Annotated in this window: 13 protein-coding genes; 3 read left to right on the top strand and 10 right to left on the bottom strand. The window is 50.2% G+C overall.

Annotation, left to right across the window (positions count from 1 at the left end):
• Nucleotides 1–3 precede the first annotated feature (3 nt).
• On the bottom strand, nt 4–654 hold the full coding sequence (locus tag AT746_RS18185) for a DUF1826 domain-containing protein (protein ID WP_062483342.1): 651 nt from the start codon (nt 652–654) through the stop codon (nt 4–6).
• Nucleotides 655–1,008, bottom strand: a complete 354-nt coding sequence (locus AT746_RS18180) for a MerC domain-containing protein (protein ID WP_231731094.1) — start codon at nt 1,006–1,008, stop codon at nt 655–657.
• Nucleotides 1,009–1,184: 176 nt separating this feature from the next.
• Between AT746_RS18180 and AT746_RS18175 the strand changes: the two genes are divergently transcribed.
• Nucleotides 1,185–1,895 (top strand): SIMPL domain-containing protein, encoded by a 711-nt coding sequence (locus AT746_RS18175; RefSeq protein WP_062483337.1) that lies wholly within the window; start codon nt 1,185–1,187, stop codon nt 1,893–1,895.
• A gap of 83 nt (nt 1,896–1,978) precedes the next feature.
• Here AT746_RS18175 and AT746_RS18170 read toward each other — a convergent pair whose 3' ends face one another.
• Complete coding sequence (locus tag AT746_RS18170; RefSeq protein ID WP_062483335.1) at nt 1,979–3,853, bottom strand: alkaline phosphatase D family protein; 1,875 nt, start codon at nt 3,851–3,853, stop codon at nt 1,979–1,981.
• A gap of 168 nt (nt 3,854–4,021) precedes the next feature.
• Here AT746_RS18170 and AT746_RS18165 point away from each other — a divergent pair, with 168 nt between their 5' ends.
• Entirely contained in the window at nt 4,022–5,119 is a 1,098-nt protein-coding gene (locus AT746_RS18165; RefSeq protein WP_420480298.1) for a hypothetical protein, read from the top strand.
• 51 nt (nt 5,120–5,170) lie between these two features.
• Here AT746_RS18165 and AT746_RS18160 read toward each other — a convergent pair whose 3' ends face one another.
• Nucleotides 5,171–5,515 (bottom strand): hypothetical protein, encoded by a 345-nt coding sequence (locus AT746_RS18160; protein ID WP_062483331.1) that lies wholly within the window; start codon nt 5,513–5,515, stop codon nt 5,171–5,173.
• A gap of 462 nt (nt 5,516–5,977) precedes the next feature.
• Between AT746_RS18160 and AT746_RS18155 the strand changes: the two genes are divergently transcribed.
• Nucleotides 5,978–8,116: a methyl-accepting chemotaxis protein gene (locus AT746_RS18155; RefSeq protein WP_062483329.1), complete on the top strand. Its 2,139-nt coding sequence runs from the start codon at nt 5,978–5,980 to the stop codon at nt 8,114–8,116.
• Between the two features lie 76 nt (nt 8,117–8,192).
• Here AT746_RS18155 and ilvN read toward each other — a convergent pair whose 3' ends face one another.
• The 6 genes from ilvN to AT746_RS18125 form a co-directional block, all read right to left on the bottom strand.
• Nucleotides 8,193–8,690 carry an acetolactate synthase small subunit gene (gene ilvN, locus AT746_RS18150; RefSeq protein ID WP_062483326.1) on the bottom strand — a complete coding sequence of 166 codons (498 nt, stop codon included), beginning with the start codon at nt 8,688–8,690 and terminating at the stop codon, nt 8,193–8,195.
• Nucleotides 8,690–10,408, bottom strand: coding sequence for an acetolactate synthase 3 large subunit (locus AT746_RS18145; RefSeq protein WP_062484390.1), 1,719 nt, complete (start codon nt 10,406–10,408; stop codon nt 8,690–8,692). The genes ilvN and AT746_RS18145 overlap by 1 nt, the downstream gene beginning before the upstream one ends.
• Nucleotides 10,409–10,668: 260 nt before the next feature.
• The gene (maoP, locus tag AT746_RS18140) at nt 10,669–11,037 is read right to left on the bottom strand and encodes a DUF413 domain-containing protein (RefSeq protein ID WP_062484388.1); all 369 of its coding nucleotides are present in this window, start codon (nt 11,035–11,037) and stop codon (nt 10,669–10,671) included.
• 168 nt (nt 11,038–11,205) lie between these two features.
• Nucleotides 11,206–11,700, bottom strand: a complete 495-nt coding sequence (locus AT746_RS18135) for a DUF4442 domain-containing protein (protein ID WP_062483324.1) — start codon at nt 11,698–11,700, stop codon at nt 11,206–11,208.
• Between the two features lie 49 nt (nt 11,701–11,749).
• Nucleotides 11,750–13,318, bottom strand: a complete 1,569-nt coding sequence (locus AT746_RS18130) for a sulfotransferase family protein (RefSeq protein WP_062483322.1) — start codon at nt 13,316–13,318, stop codon at nt 11,750–11,752.
• Between the two features lie 80 nt (nt 13,319–13,398).
• On the bottom strand, nt 13,399–15,807 hold the full coding sequence (locus tag AT746_RS18125; protein ID WP_062483320.1) for a TonB-dependent receptor: 2,409 nt from the start codon (nt 15,805–15,807) through the stop codon (nt 13,399–13,401).
• Nucleotides 15,808–16,028: the final 221 nt, after the last annotated feature.

The raw sequence follows: 16,028 nt of genomic DNA, 5'->3' as shown, positions 1-16,028 counted from the left end.
TCCTCACATGGGATCCAGTGTTAATAACAATCTTTTTGTGCCGTCTGGCACGGCCGGCGACCGGTGTACCACACCGCCCCCCTCATTATCCGGCCAGGCTTCGCCTTTAAGCAATAACACATCGCCGGCTGTGGCATTGCAGACAGCTGTAGTGTCGGAATACAGCCCTGAATGGGCATCATCCAGCCCGCCACTGCCATGGCCGAGTTTGCTGCGATCAATGGCTGCATTACCCAGCCACTGCGTACCAAGGGTATTGTAACTGCACAGCATTCTGCAGATCAGCTTGTCGGTATGAAATCTTGGGCACATGGCACCATCAAGCAGCCTCAGCCGTAAGCCTGCATACTGGCAGTCAAACAGACAAATCAGCATCTCTGTCAGCAGTCTGATATCTTCAATAAAAGCGGCTTTACCTTCAGCTTCCGGTAAACAGGGAGACAACAATGTTGTTACGCTCTGTGCGCTGACCTGCCGGGTCAGGTTAAGATACTGAGTCTGGCTCTGCAGGATAGAAACATAGTTTTGCAGATTATCGGGCAGGGCTCGCTGCCAAACGCAGAGATTTGTGTCCCGGGCGAAGATTGCGGAAAGTACTTCGGCGCAGGACGAACGCTGATAACACGGACTCAGGGAACCGATCTGCATAGACATTCAGTCGCCGCGACATTGTTTAAAGCTGATAAGGTGGCCCGCGATCAGGAATAATGAACCTGCGGTGGTCAGTATGACTTCCAGGTTGCCATGAAAAAAGCGGGCGGAAATCAGCCCAGCCAGTCCTGCCAGGGTGAGCACCAACAGACGGTAATTTCGGCTTTTATACCAGGCCACAGGCAGGCTATAAAGTGCGAGAAACATTACCGGGATCAGTAGTAGCTGGTGCGTGGTTTCTGATGCAAAGGCGTTTGTCAGTGCACCTGCTCCAGCCAGAAGCAAGACCACTGGGGTCAGCAAACAATGGCAAAGGCATAGTCCTGAGAAAAATATACCGGCTTTGTCACGTATCATCCGCTCCACTCAGGTCTCCATCTTTTCAAATAAACAGTACACAGAACAAACCACAGATGAAATGTTATGCTATAACATTTCATCTGTAAAGTCCGGCCAGATTTAATCAGAAAATGGTCAGATTTCTGCCTTATTTATGGATTATCCTTAAGGCAAATCAACGACAGAGGATCAATATGGAAAGGGAACAGAATCGCATACTGGCTATCGGTATTTTTCTGGGGCTGGTACTGCTTGGCTATCTGCTGGCCGGTGCTGCCATTGATGTTAAGGAGTATGAGCGCACGGTAACGGTCAAAGGGTTATCGGAGCGGGAAGTCCCGGCAGATGTTGTTATCTGGCCCATTACCTTTACCGGGGCTGAGAATGATCTGCAGCAACTCTATCTGGGCATGGAGAAGCATGTGGAGAAAATCCGTGCATTTCTGACCTTAAAAGGCATTGCTGAGGAAGCCATCAGTATCAATCCACCGCTGGTGACCGATAAGTCGGCTCAGCAGTGGGGAGGGGGGCAGAAGGCTGAGTTTCGCTATACCGCGGTGCAGACGGTAACGGTCTATACCGGCGAAATTGAAACAGTGCGCAGTGCCATGCAGACGATTTCTGAACTGGGCAAGGAAGGTGTGGTGTTTGGCGGCAACGCTTATGAAAACCAGCCCGACTATCAGTTTAACGGACTCAATGATCTGAAACCGGAAATGGTGGAGGAGGCGACTAAAAATGCCCGTACCGTGGCACAAAAATTTGCCCGGGATTCGGATAGCCAACTGGGCAAGATCCGCCGGGCATCACAGGGGCAGTTCAGCATCAGCGACAGGGATCGCAATACGCCCTATATTAAAAAAGTGCGGGTGGTCTCGACTATCGAATATTATCTGGTGGACTAGCGCCATACAGTTAAAAAACGAACACCAGAGCTGTCTGGAAACCTCTTTATCAAGGTTTGGTAGCGCAGGAATAGGGGCGGTGATTACTTAAACTCGATGGTTCCTTTACTGCTGAGGACACGTGCGCGAATTTTCTCGTAGTCTTCGTTCAGCAATACCTGGCCGATACCGCTTTGGTTCAGCAATACACCATCGGCATGTTCTGGTTGTCGTCTTTTGATCAGCATGCGTCGTCTTTTAGTAAAATAATTCAGAGGTGAACGGCTGGCGAAAAGCCAGCGATTCAGGCCATCAAACCAGCGCAGCAGACGCTCCGGAAAGGTGTTTTTTATACCGCTGGAGGTGATCTGAAGAATTTCAGGGCTGTGTCTGCGGAATCTCAGTGTGACGTTGTAAACGAAAGAGTAGTGCACATCGCCAGAGAGGATCACAAAATGAGGCGGTGTTTTGTGATGCCGGAAGATATTCAACAGCACATTGGCCGCACCGGGATGCGCCATCCAGTTTTCAGCATCCACCAACAGAGCCTTTCCAAAGAAAGTAAAAATCCTTTGTACCACTTCAATCAGTTTAACCCCAAAGATGGGCGCAGGTGACACCATAATCACTGCATCTTCGCCAATCAGTTGTTGTTGCAACTCAGTCAGGCTTTCCCAGTCCATCAGCCCAGAGGGCTTGGAGGCCTTGCTCTCTGAGCGCCATCGGTGAGTACGGGTATCCAGTACAATCAGTTTGGGCTGGGTATCCAGATAGTAGTGCCAGTGTTCCCACCTGAGCATGATGTCTAGTAGCTGGTCGTGATCTTCAATCCCCTTGTCGGTGAAGCGTGGCAGGGTCTGAGCCAGTAATTCAGGGTAGTTTTCCGGCTTATTGCCCCAGCCCTGGCAGAGAAAATAGGCCAGCAGAGCATTACCGATAATGCGTTTCGAGAAAGGGTGGCCGTAGGCTGACTCTTCCCAGCTACGGCTGAGGTTCCAGTCATCGGTAACATCATGATCATCAAAAATCATATAGCTGGGGATATGTGCCAGCGCCCGGCGTATCTGCTTTAGATTGGCACTAAAATCCTGAATGATGGCCTTTTCCTGACGATATCTGGCGCAATGTTTCACCGGGATTCGTTGTTCACCTGCTGCAAGATCTACCCATTGCCAGCATTCCGGCGACCATACCAGCAGATACATGGCCAGCATTTCGCTGAAACTGATCAGGTGATTATGGGCTCCGGATGAAGTGAAAATAGGCTTGCTGGCACCTGCAAATAGCCGCTCAAGCATTTTCTGCGAGGCTTTATCAGCGGGTAACAGGGCCTCTCGCTGATAATAACAATTCGGATCGCTAAACAGTTGCTGACTGCAGTTTGTTTCGGTGCCTTGCCAGTGCTCATCAAACAGGCCCAGCTTTTCAATCAACTGATGGATCGCCACCAGCATGGGTCCGGCTACATCATCGGCATAGACCTGATCACCGGATAATATCAGCATTGCAGGTCGTTGCTTGGGGCTTGCCTGTGTGTCTTCCAACACTCTGTCTACCTGCAACAAGCCGTCTTCAGAAGGATGATGGGGTTTACGGCAGGATCCATGCAGCAGGTTATCAATGCGGGAGTTGATGACAAAACCCGGGTGGTGATAACCAGGATAACAAAGTCCGTCTGTGCTCTGGCTGACGGGAATGCGCTGGTCACCCAGCAATAACTCGTACTGAATCAGTCTGTTTTCCGGCAAAAGATGTCCGAGTTTCACCTGTAACAGGTGCATCACACAATCGCGACCCATGCGGATCTGCCGGTGTTCAGGCTCCTTCAGTGCTCTTTGCAGTAAATTGTGATTGTTGTCATCGAAAAGTTGCAGTTCTATTTCACAGGCGGCATTGGTTACCAACCAGAAATTCAGCTCTGTCGGACTACAATGGCGCAGCAATGGGCCGGCAAGTACGAAGGGGGTATTATTTTTCATTCATCATTTTTACCAGTACTGCGCCATTCCTGCAATTGCCATGACGATCGGATGCTTAAAGTGAATATTTCGCGACAATACTGGCGCAGGCTTGACCCTTGCTTGGCAAGCCAAGTAATCTCAGAGAATCGATAATCCCGATATCCGGTCAAACAGGGAGCAATGAACTTGAACAGGACACTTCTTTTCGGCCTTTTGTTATTTTTTTATGCCAGTACAACCTTAGTAGCGGCTCAGCAGCTTGAGGTAAAAGGCCAGTGGATCCGTCATAGCGATGGTACTGTTATGGCTGACCCGCAGCCATCCGGATTAGCATTGTGGCAGGGAAAGTTATTGTCTGTTTCTGATCGCAGTGCTATCGAGTCCCAGAGACTCAGGGTGCATCCCATTGACCCTGACAATGCCCGCCTTGCAGAACCGCAGTGGCCGATCAGTCTGAGTGAGCAGGTCAAAGACTCCTGTTTCGCCGATTATGTGGGTGATAACCCCGACCTTGAAGCGCTGGTGGTGGATCCGGATGATCACAGGGTATTTATCACTGTTACTGAAGATGCGTCCAAATCTGTGCTCAGCGATGATTGTGCAAGGCGTTATGCCGAATCGGGCTCCACGGACTTTCCAACTGTGTTGATCAGACTCGAATTGCAGCCGGACCGGCAACTGCTGGTTACCGGGTTAAGGCCATTGCAGTTTGACCCTGGGTATCGGGTAGGCAACTTCCCTAATGATGGTATCGAGGGACTGGCTTTTGGACCGGGGCGGACCCTGTACATGGCGCTGGAAAAGGATATGGCGGTGCAACCACGGATCTTTAAAACCACAGTCGGTGAAAGGTTCTGGCAGAGCGAAAACTTTGTGGCAGTGGAGGATGCTGAATTGCTATTGCCGCAGTTTGTATCCGGCAATCATCCTATCAATGCACTTGAATACTATGCTGCCGGAGAGGGAAGTGGCTTTTTATTGGCTGCGGCCCGTAATGATGACCAGTTGTGGATAGTCGATTTGGATAAAAGGTTACCCACACGTATGTTGGATCTGGATTTTATGGCCGAAGCCGGAGGCGAGTGCCCGGACTGGGAGCCTATTGAATTTACAGCCATCGAAGGCATTGCGGTCAAAGATAACAGTCTGTGGATGGTCAACGATCCCTGGAAAGTGAACTACCCGAAAAATATTCGTTGCCAGGCCAATCGCCAGCATTACCAGAACATGTCGCCGCTGCTGTTTGAGCTGCCCTTAAACCCCATCTGGTTTCAAAGGCCATAAGACACTGTTAAAAAACGGCCTGCGAGTGCAGGCCGTTACCTGTTATTTGCTTCATAACGCACTTGCTCTTCGCTGCAGATAGGCCAGTACCTCTTCGGCTTTGCGGCTTTGTGAAAAGCTGACCAAATCCTGTCCGGCGCAGGTCACACCATCGGTATCCAGCAAGGAACGGTAAACCCCCCTTGACGTCGCCGCTACGCGGCCAACCTGCTGACTGACATTCCTGCGCAGCATAGACACATCATTATGCAATACAGACTTACAGAATCCGGCAAAGGCCAGATCGCCTGAAAATTTGTACATTGGCACATCTTCGTTGTCCGGGCCCTTGATTGAGGCTACAGAGAGCATCGGCACCAGGGCCATGGCTGACATTATCAGAGTTAACTTTTTCATCTTACACCTCAGTGGTTTTCAACCTGTTAAGCAAGCACCTGCCTGCCCTATCAACTCTATGGCATCGGTGAAGGATGTCTGTGGTTTTAATGTAGTGTTCCGGTTACTGAGTTGTAAAAAGCAACAATACTGGTTATCAGAGGCTGATTTGACGGGCTGTCGGGTTGCGCCTTAATAGCTTTTTGTTTTTATATTCTTAGTTTTTATAAGAAATAAGCCTTAAAAAAGGAAGCGGCGCGGATGGAAATTGTCCGGCTTGCGCAAATTTTTAACTGATTTTTAAACCAGTGCTCTTAAATTATTGGTATTTAACTGATTTATTTACCATTATTTCAGTGCACTCTGAGTGCGTTACAGAGACAAAAATGAAAGATAAATCTGTCGTGGCCGATACAGACAGGAGTTTTGTGTCAGCCAGGAGACGCTGGCCCATAGATTTGTTGCAACCCCTGGTACTTTAAAATGAATGCATTCCGACAGGCTTCTTTAGCACTTAAACTTCTTTTTACTGTGGGCGTGTTACTGATAGTGGTAACGCTGGCTTTCCTGCTGTACAGCAACTGGTCCCTTGGCCGCTCTGAACAGATTATTGTCGGTGAGGTGAGTGAACAACTCGAACAGCAGGTCGTAACAGGCCTGCGGGCGCAGGCTGGTCAACAGGCGGCAGAAGTCGCGGCCTCCATTGAAACCCTTTTTCAGTATCCCAGGGCGTTGGCGACGCAACTGGCTCAGACTATTGAAGATGGCGGTGAGCATGCCCTGAGCCGGCAGCAGGTACAGGATCTGGTGCGCTATACCTTGTCGGTCAGTCCCTCTTCCTCAATGTACGCACAATTTGAAGACAACGGTTTTTATGATGCCGATCAGGATTATCTGTCCGGCTTTGCCCATTCCGTAGACGGCCACGGCACACTGGAGGTGTATTATGTGCGTGAGCCTGATGGCAGTCTGGTACTGGAAGAAGTCGACGATGCAGAAGAAAAGCACGATACCAGTCTGGATGAATTTGGCTTCAGAGCCGCAGAATGGTACCTATGTGCCATGGAGAAGCGTCGTCCCTGCATCACCAATCCTTACAATTATGAAATCAGACCTGGTTACGAAGAGCTTATGACCAGCCTTGTGGTACCTGTGATGGCTCAGGGGCGATTCCGTGGTGTGGTGGGTGCAGATATGAATCTGCCGATACTGCAGACCCGCGCCAAAGAGCTGGCAGCCTCGCTGTTTAACGGCAAATCCAGGGTTTATCTGGTTAGTCAGGATGGTTTTCTGGCCGCCGCCACAGATGGTGAAGCCAAGTTGGCAAGGCCCTTTTCTGAGCTGGTGGATGACAAAGATGCAGAGCGACTGATAGCGTTGTCAGAGTCTGATACAGCTTTGAGAATCGGCTCTTATCTGTACGTGGCACAGCCTATCAAACTGGAAACAGCATCGACCCAGTGGCAGCTGATTATCGGTGTTGATTATCAGGCGGCTATGGCGGCAGTGGGTGCGGTATCCCGGTCTATTGAGGATGAGGTGAGCGCCTTACTGGCCCAACTGTTGGTGATTGCCCTGATTCTGGTGGCCGTATCTCTGCTGGTGGTGTGGCTGTTTACTCAGTCTATCGTCAGCCCCCTGAGAATGGTGTCTGATCGGATGAAACAACTGGCGGGACAGGGTGGCGATCTGACCCAAAATCTGGAGGTGAATACTCATGCTGAGCTGATTTCGCTGGCGGATGGTTTTAATCAGTTCCAGGATAAAATTCGCTCGCTGCTCGACAGTGTCAAGTCCTCCAGTCGTGAAGTGGCCGGCAGCGCAGGAGAAACAAAGGGTTTTGCCCAGAATACCAGTGATCAGATCAGTCGCCAGCATCAGGAGATTGACAGTGTGGTCACGGCAATCACAGAAATGTCTTCCACTGCTGCCGATGTGGCCAAGCATGCGAATGAGGCGGCTGACAGTGCGCAGGCAGTAAGGCAGTCGGCCAATACCACAGAGCAGAAACTCAAATATGCGGTGGATGAGGTAAGCCAGTTATCCGAGGATATGGGTAAGGCGTCAGAGGCGGTAGCCAAGGTGTCTGGCCGCAGTGATGATATTCGTAAGATCCTCGATGTAATAGGCGCCATTGCCGAACAGACCAATCTGCTGGCTTTGAACGCGGCTATTGAGGCAGCCCGGGCCGGTGATCATGGTCGTGGGTTCTCTGTGGTGGCCGATGAAGTGCGGGCGCTGGCCTCGAAAACCGCCGATTCCGTAGAAGAAATCAGCAACGTGATTGCCGGTTTGCAAAAGGAAGTAAAAACTACGGTGAGTGTTATCGATGAGAATAGCACCCGTGCCACTTCTACTGCGGAAAAGTCAGAAGAGGCCTTTAAGGATCTGACCGTGATAGTGACCGAAGTGGGCAATATTTCTGATCGTATTATGCAAATGGCCACTGCAGCGGAGGAGCAAAGCGTGGTCAGTGAAGAGCTGAATCAGAATATGGTGTCTATTGGTGATGCCACCAGCCAGGTGGCCGAACTGGCAAAATCCTCCATGCATAGTGCTCAGGATATCAGCAATTGCGTGAAGCAGTTGCAACAGCAGCTGGATAAGCTGAAAACCGAGTAGTCAGATTCTCTTTTGCACATAAAAAACGCCAGCATGCTGCTGGCGTTTTTTTATATTACGATACCGGGGGGAAACGTCACGGGCGCATTGCCTTTTCACCCCGCGAAAGGCCACAGACGCCGGTGCGGGAGATTTCAATGATTTCACCGGTTTGTCCTACGGTCTGTACAAAGGCATCCAGTTTGTCGCTGGTGCCGGTCAGCTCAATGGTGTAGTTTTTCGGCGTCACATCAACGATTTTGCCTCGGAAGATTTCCACTGTGCGTTTGACTTCGGAACGACTGTTTTCGTTGCGTGTACCGACTTTAACCAGCATCAGCTCACGTTCAACATGACTGCCTTCGGTCAGATCGGAGATCTTCAGCACATCGATCAGCTTATTCACCTGCTTGGTGATCTGCTCAATGACCTTGTCATCACCCTGAGTGGTAATGGTCAGTCTGGACAAGCTGGAGTCATCAATGGGTGCCACGCACAATGAGTCAACGTTATAGGCCCGTTGTGAGAACAGCCCGATAATACGTGACAGGGCGCCGGGTTCGTTTTCCATCAATACAGAAATAATTCTTCTCATCAGGTGCGCTCCGTTTTACTCAGTCTCATATCATCCATGGCGCCGTACTTAATCTGCATAGGGTAAACATGCTCATTCTGATCTACGGTGATGTCCATAAATACCAGTTTGTCTTTCATAGCAAAACAGCGGGCCATGGCCTCATCCAGTTCTTCTGGTTTATCGACTTTAATACCCACATGGCCATAGGCTTCCGCCAGCTTAACGAAATCCGGTAATGAATCCATATAGGAATGAGAATGCCGACCTTTGTAAATCATATCCTGCCATTGCCGCACCATACCCAGTGCCCGGTTATTCAGCGAAATGATTTTTACCGGCATACCGTATTGCAGGCAGGTGGCAAGCTCCTGGATATTCATCTGGATACTGCCATCACCGGTAACACAGGCCACAACTGCATCAGGGTGGGCCACCTGTACGCCCATAGCAGCAGGCAGGCCGAAACCCATGGTGCCCAGGCCACCTGAGTTTATCCAGCGCCGGGGTTTGGCAAAGGGATAATACAGCGCTGCAAACATCTGATGCTGACCCACATCAGAGGTGACATAGGCATCACCCTGAGTATGTTTGTACAAAGATTCGATCACCTGCTGAGGCTTGATTTGTTTATCGTCTCTGGCATAGGCCAGACAATCACGGCTGCGCCAGGCTTCAATTTGTTCCCACCAGTCCTGCAGTTGCTCTTTGCGCTCGTTTTCATCAATCTCATGCATCTGCTCAAAAAACTGTGTCAGCACGGTCTTAACCGAGCCCACAACCGGAATATGCACATTTATGGTCTTGGATATGGAGGCCGGATCGATATCCACATGGATAATCTGCGCATGGGGGCAGAACTTCTGCACATTGTTGGTGACCCGGTCATCAAAGCGGGCGCCAAGGGCCAGAATACAGTCTGCATTATGCATGGTCTTGTTGGCCTGCACGGTGCCGTGCATACCCAACATGCCCAGAAATTGCGGATGGGTGCCCGGGAAGGCTCCCAGCCCCATCAGGGTATTGGTGACCGGCAGTTTCAGTTTTTCTGCCAGCTCAGTAACCAGCGGGCTGGCATCACAGGCAATGGCACCACCGCCCACATAGACCACAGGGCGTTTGGCTTTGAGCAGTACCTTCAGCGCCTTTTTGATCTGGCCCAGATGCCCCTTGATGGTGGGGTTGTAGGAGCGCATCTGTACTTTTTCCGGGAAGCGGTAAGGATGGTTTTCCTGAACATTCACCGTATCTTTAGGCAGATCCACCACTACCGGCCCTGGCCGGCCGCTGTTGGCGATATAGTAGGCCTTAGCGATAGCTTCGGGGATGTCGATGGCACGTTTAACCAGAAAGCTGTGTTTAACGATAGGGCGCGAACAGCCGACCATATCGGTTTCCTGGAAAGCATCTTCGCCGATATGCATGGAAGGCACCTGTCCGGAGAGCACGACCATGGGAATACTGTCCATATAGGCTGTGGCTATGCCGGTGATGGTATTGGTGGCGCCGGGGCCGGAGGTGACCAGAACCGTGCCGGTCTGGCCGGTCGCCCTGGCATAGCCGTCCGCCATATGTGCGGCAGCCTGCTCATGTCGGACCAGAATGTGCTGCACATCCTCCTGAGCATACAAGGCATCATAAATATCCAGTACAGCACCGCCGGGGTATCCGAACACATGCTTTACCCCTACGTCTTTCAGTGCTCTTACCACCATGGCGGCACCTGACATCATTTCCACCAGAAACTCTCCCATCTCTTTATTTGGCTGGATTGCACATACCGGCATCAGCCGATTTTCTGACTAAACTGACAGCAAACCAATCCGCAAAAACGGATTGTCTTAGTTACCCGGCACTATACTGAATCAATAGGTAGGTTTAAACAGAAAATCGGATAAAAGTGAGATGTTTATCCCTATATACGGAAAAAGTAGGATGAAGCTTTTGATTTGATGGTGTGAAAAGGCAGAGGGAAGATTTCCCCCTGCACAGAGTCATGCTAGTCGTCCAGCTCTATCTCCAGTTCGCTGTCTTCACCGATATCGTCAGAATCGCTGATGCTGCCAGAGCGACTGCCATAAATGCTGCCCATACGCGGACGGTTGATGCGTTTCTGGTATTTGCACCAGGCTTTTTCTGCGGTGGTGCCGGGCTCCTGCTCACCCCGCGCCGCAGCCAGCAGGCTCTCTTCCTCATCGTTTTCTGGCTCCAGCTCACCGTCCACCAGTGCTGCGATCAGGCAGCCATACCGGCTCAGCGCCTGACTCTCGGAGATCGAAAAATCACCGGAGCGGGAAAAGCCATAAGGGTAGTGCTTGGGATCCAGAAACTGTCGTTTCAGGAGCTGTTCTTTGCTTAATTTAGCCATATCGGCATCCCTAACAAAAAGGTTGTTAACATCAGGGTTGAAAACCACCGGCTGCCGGTAGCTTTTTCAAAGACTAAATAGATTTAAAACTCAGGCCTGTCAATAAAAAATCGTCGGAAAAGTGGTTTTTTAATCAATTGGGAAACAGTAACAATTATTCTTGTAAACTCAGGCCCTTTTTTTCGGGATCCAGGCCCACAGCATCTCGCAGGTTACGGTCTCACTACCCGTGGCATCAGTGACCTTTACAGCCACATTGATCTCGCCTTTTTCTTCGCGCTGCATCAGTTCAATTTGTTCTGGCGTAAGGCTTGCGGTGGCGGTCATATCCCCCTGAGCCCTTGTCAGGTAGCGCAACTGCATGGATTTTATCAGGGGTAACTTATCGCCTGGCAGATTAATGCCAACAATAAAACCTGTGGCAGACTCAGCCAGCAGCGCCATGGCGGCAGCATGCACGCTACCGATATGGTTTTGGGCTTTACGGTGATTCTTTTGACGAAAAGTGACCGAACTGCCGTCGGTACCGAGGATCTCCAGTCCGGTGGTGCCCGCCAGTTTAACTTTGTGACAGAACACCCAGGTGAGCAGGCGGTTTCCCAGCCAGGCAGGGTAAGTACTGGCTTTATCGGCGAGTTTGCGCAACGGATTACTGGCAGACATGATGATTCCTCTGGTTAGACCAGTTGAGTCTGCCAGAGTGACAGGCTAATCACAAGCCATAGGCAATGCCCTGTTCAGTAAAAAACGCCTCCAGTGAGTCAGTATGGGGCTGATAACGACGCCAGCGACCAATGGATTTTGTATTAATGGGTTCGCGCACCTGCACTTTGCTGGCAGTGGAAACCGGGGCGGAATTATTCTCCACCTGCAAACAGGCCGGCTGCCAGGGTAACTCGCAGAAATCGAGAATTTCGCGGATGTGGGATTCCGGATGCGTTACCAGATTTTCATAGCTGACAAGTTTAAAGTTGGGGTGCTGAAGGTCGTCGAACTGGTGTACCCAGCGATAAAACCTCTGGTAATACTGTGCCGTTCTTTCCAGATCCAGTGCATACGCGGTGAAGGGATTCTGTAAAGAAAAGAGTTGCCGGAAATTACCAATACAGGTGTCCAGAGGGTCTCTGAGCATGCAAATGATTTTGGCACTGGGAAGTGCGCGTCGAATCAGATCCAGATATAAAAAGTTAAACGGAAGTTTATCCACAAAATGTGGATGAGCAGCGGTCAGAGAGGCAGTGCGGGCAAGATACTGTCTGCCCATTTTTGTAAAGTCAGCGCTGTAGGCGGCATCTAAAACTGCTTTGTCTAACAGCCTTGATGATGCTGCTTTGGTATGCGCCTTTACGGTAATGGAGAAGTCATGCAATTCCTCACCTGAGCACACCATGGAATGGGAGGACAGAATACGTTCCATCAGGGTTGTACCAGAGCGCGGCATCCCAACTACGAATATGGGCTGATTGCTGGTATCGCCTTGCTGCAGTACCGGCGACAAAGCGCTTGAGTATAAGGCGTCAAACAGGTCATCTTCGGCCTGATGATCATACTTTATCTTATTCAGAATACGCTGTTTATACTGGTGCAGTATGTTAAAGGCTTGCTGATAATCACCCTGTTTTTCATATTCCTTGGCAATGGCGTGGGCCAGATGTAATTGCTCATCCGGGTTATGGGTCTGTGTGATTAGCCTCTGCATTTTCGGCAGCAATGGTGCGACGGAGTCGGACAGTTCGGTCATCGCAAAGTAGGCTTTAACATACCTGGGATTCAGATGAATCGCCTGTTCAAAGGCCTGTCTGGCTTTATCAAACTGGCCCAGAAACTTGGCCGCGATGCCATGGTTATAGTGATAACTCTCCTTGCTGGCATCCTGCTCTATAGCCTGCTGATAGTAAGGCATTGCCTGTTCATGCAAGCCAACCTTACTTAAGGCGACGCCGACCGTATCCAGAAGCAGCGAGGGTTGCCCCTGTAGTTGGGAGAAAAGCTTTTCAAGCATTGCTACCTGTTCACGGTTTCGCGTCAATGAATAGGCTTTAATCAGGTAAACCAGATATTCCCTTTCACTGTTTGTATCCAGTTGCCGCGCCTTTCCTATCAGTTGTACGGCTTTTTCCGGCTGACCTACTTCCATATTAATGATCCCTAACAAAAAATAGGCATCAGCATGCTTGGGATCCTGTTTGATGATATCAACCAACAGTGGGTGTGCGTCGACAAACGCCTTGTTATTGATAAGTTGTACGGCCTGATTGTGCAGTTCGGAAATTGAATTCATCAGCGGGTTCGATTAATCCGGTTGGTTTAATACACTAAGGGCGCCAGAAGGCGCCCTTATACAATAACAATAAAGTCCACTCAGAACTTATAGTTAAATTTCACCCCAACAGTGCGTGGCGGTAACAAAAAGTGGCCATAAACCCGCTGCAACTCAGGTAAATTACGTCCACCGTTGGCCCAGGACTTGTCACGACGGGTGCCGGTAAAAGCATACTTGTCGAACAGGTTATTGGCATACAGGGTCACAGACCAGTCGAAGGCATCCAGTTTAAGCGAAAGGTTGCTAATGCCATAACCGGGTAACACCTCGCCGTCTTCGCGGACACCGACTTTTGTAACCACGTCGCTCTGTGCGGTCAGGCCATAGTTCACAATCAGCAGCTTATCGTCGAACACTTCCTGTTCGTAACTTAATCCCATAGAGAACTGCTGTTTCGCGGCGCCGGGCAGGCGATCACCGTCCAGTGCACCGACTCCGCGACCGAAGAGGTCAGGGGCATCGGCGGTTAACTGAGCGTCGGCATAGGCGTAAGTAGCATAAGCCGTCAGGCTGTCACTGAGAATGGCTCGTGTAGCCAGCTCAACCCCTTTGGAGTTGGCTTTACCGGCATTCCCTGTGATGATTTCCTGGCCATTGACTGAGGTGACCTGTATTTGGGCATCATCCCAGTCGACACTGAACAGCGCTGCGTTAAAGTGGAACTTATTTCTCAACCAGGTACTTTTCAGGCCCAGTTCATAGTTGGTGGTGGTATCTGGATCGTAGGATACCTCTTCAGGCAGTGCACACACTACTTGTTGATCGCTGGCTAAATCTTCGTCTGTACAGGGGCGCAAACCATTGGCACCACCAAGCCTGAATCCTTCACTGACAGTAAAGTAGACCATGGCATCGCTGTTGAGCTGGTAGCTGGCATTAAATTTAAGCAAATTGCCGTCGTCTTTAGCACGGGTAGGACTCAGGCTGATGTCGCTCAGACTATCCACAGGTACACTGGTATAAAGAGGTGTGGCGGCACCTGATTGCGACCATACGTCGTATTCATAGAAACGTGCGCCGACTGTCAGGCTCAGATCTTCCGTGGCCTGGTAACCGACTTCACCGAAAACCGCTCTCTCGATATCTTTTGAGTCGCTTAATATGATGTACTCAAGATCCTGTTCAATGTTGGGTTGTCCATCAGGGGAACCCCACCAGAATTCGGTCAGACCGGGGGTGTACTCGCGGTCATCTGAGCTGCTTTCCAGGTGGTTGTAAAACGCACCTACTATCCAGTTCCAGTCAGAAAGTCCCTGAGAGACTAAACGTACTTCCTGGGTGAATACATCTTCTTCACCGGTGTCGCGGGTAAAAGCGGCAAAGGCCGGGAAATCTGCATAACCGGAATAGATGTCATACAGCAGATCAGTCTGATCACGCTGGCCAATCTGATCATAGCTGCTGAAACCGGTGGCTGAAACCAGTTCAGCAAAGCCCAGGTCATAGTTGAGTTCCAGACTAAGCAGTTGATCTTCGACTTCGTTAGGCTCTTCGTAACGGTAGGCTGAGTCATAAGGACCAATCAAATCGGAGATAGGATTAAGATCGCTGATGCTCTGATACTGAACAATAGAGTTACCACCATGTTCCGATTTCTGATAAAAGTAATTCAGCGTTGCATTGAAATCATCATTCGGTGCCCAGCGCAAAGACACGCGACCGGTAAAAATTTTCTCGTCGTTGGCATCTTCCACCTGACGCAGGTTAGCGTCGACGGCTGCAGGATCTGACCAGTCGGGATCTGGCAATGAAACACCTGGTTCACGCACTACATAGTTGTAATCGACATAACCGGGACGATCGTAGTAATTGATGCTGGTGCGCAACGCCAGTTCGTCTTCAATAATTGGTGTGTTAAATACAAACCCGGCTTCGCCCCCGACATCATCACTGTGGGCCAGAGTAAAGAGATCTCCGCTGATTTCACCCTCAGTGAAATCCATCACTGGCTCTTTTAACATATAGCGGATGGCACCACCTAAGGTACCCGCACCGTATAAGGTTCCCTGCGGGCCAATCAACACTTCGACCCGTTCAACATCTGTCAGTCGCAGGTTGATATTCAGTGGAATCTCACCCAGATATTTGGCGACTGTTCCGGCATCAGTGCCGCGGTCTGAAGAGGTGGTATTCAGGCCCCTCACTATTACAGGGGACCCTTCGCGGCCGCCCTGGTCTGTTACGGTCAGACCAGGCACCCAGCGAGCCACATCTTCCAGGTCGCCGATATTCTGCTCTCTCATCACATCATCATTTAATGCGGTGATGTTTAAGGGAATTTCCTGTACCGAACCAACCCGGCGGGTGGCGGTAACTTCGATCTTTTCTATGCTGCGTTCAGCTTTGGGTTGCGGAGCATCCTGCGCTCCTGCGGTGAATGAGGTGGCCATCACTGACGCAATGGTCATTGATAGCAGGTTAGGTTTGAAGAATTGTTTTGTGCCCATACTAGCTTATTGCCTCTAGGTATTGTGGTTGTGTGTTTTGTCCTAATAAAGCTCATATAAGCACGATAATATTTCGCTATCAAGCGCACAAATAGGATGTAAGTGAATGAAAATGCAGGTTAATGATATGTTTATGCAATATCTATCCTAACCCTTTGTTTCAAAGGGATGACTCACCATTTATTAACGGTCATAAGTTGAAAGTGTGTTAAATGTGAATA

This window comes from Lacimicrobium alkaliphilum (assembly GCF_001466725.1).
GTDB lineage: Bacteria > Pseudomonadota > Gammaproteobacteria > Enterobacterales > Alteromonadaceae > Lacimicrobium > Lacimicrobium alkaliphilum_B.
Note: the sequence above shows the minus strand (reverse complement) of the source record. Positions and strands in the feature narration are given on the sequence as shown.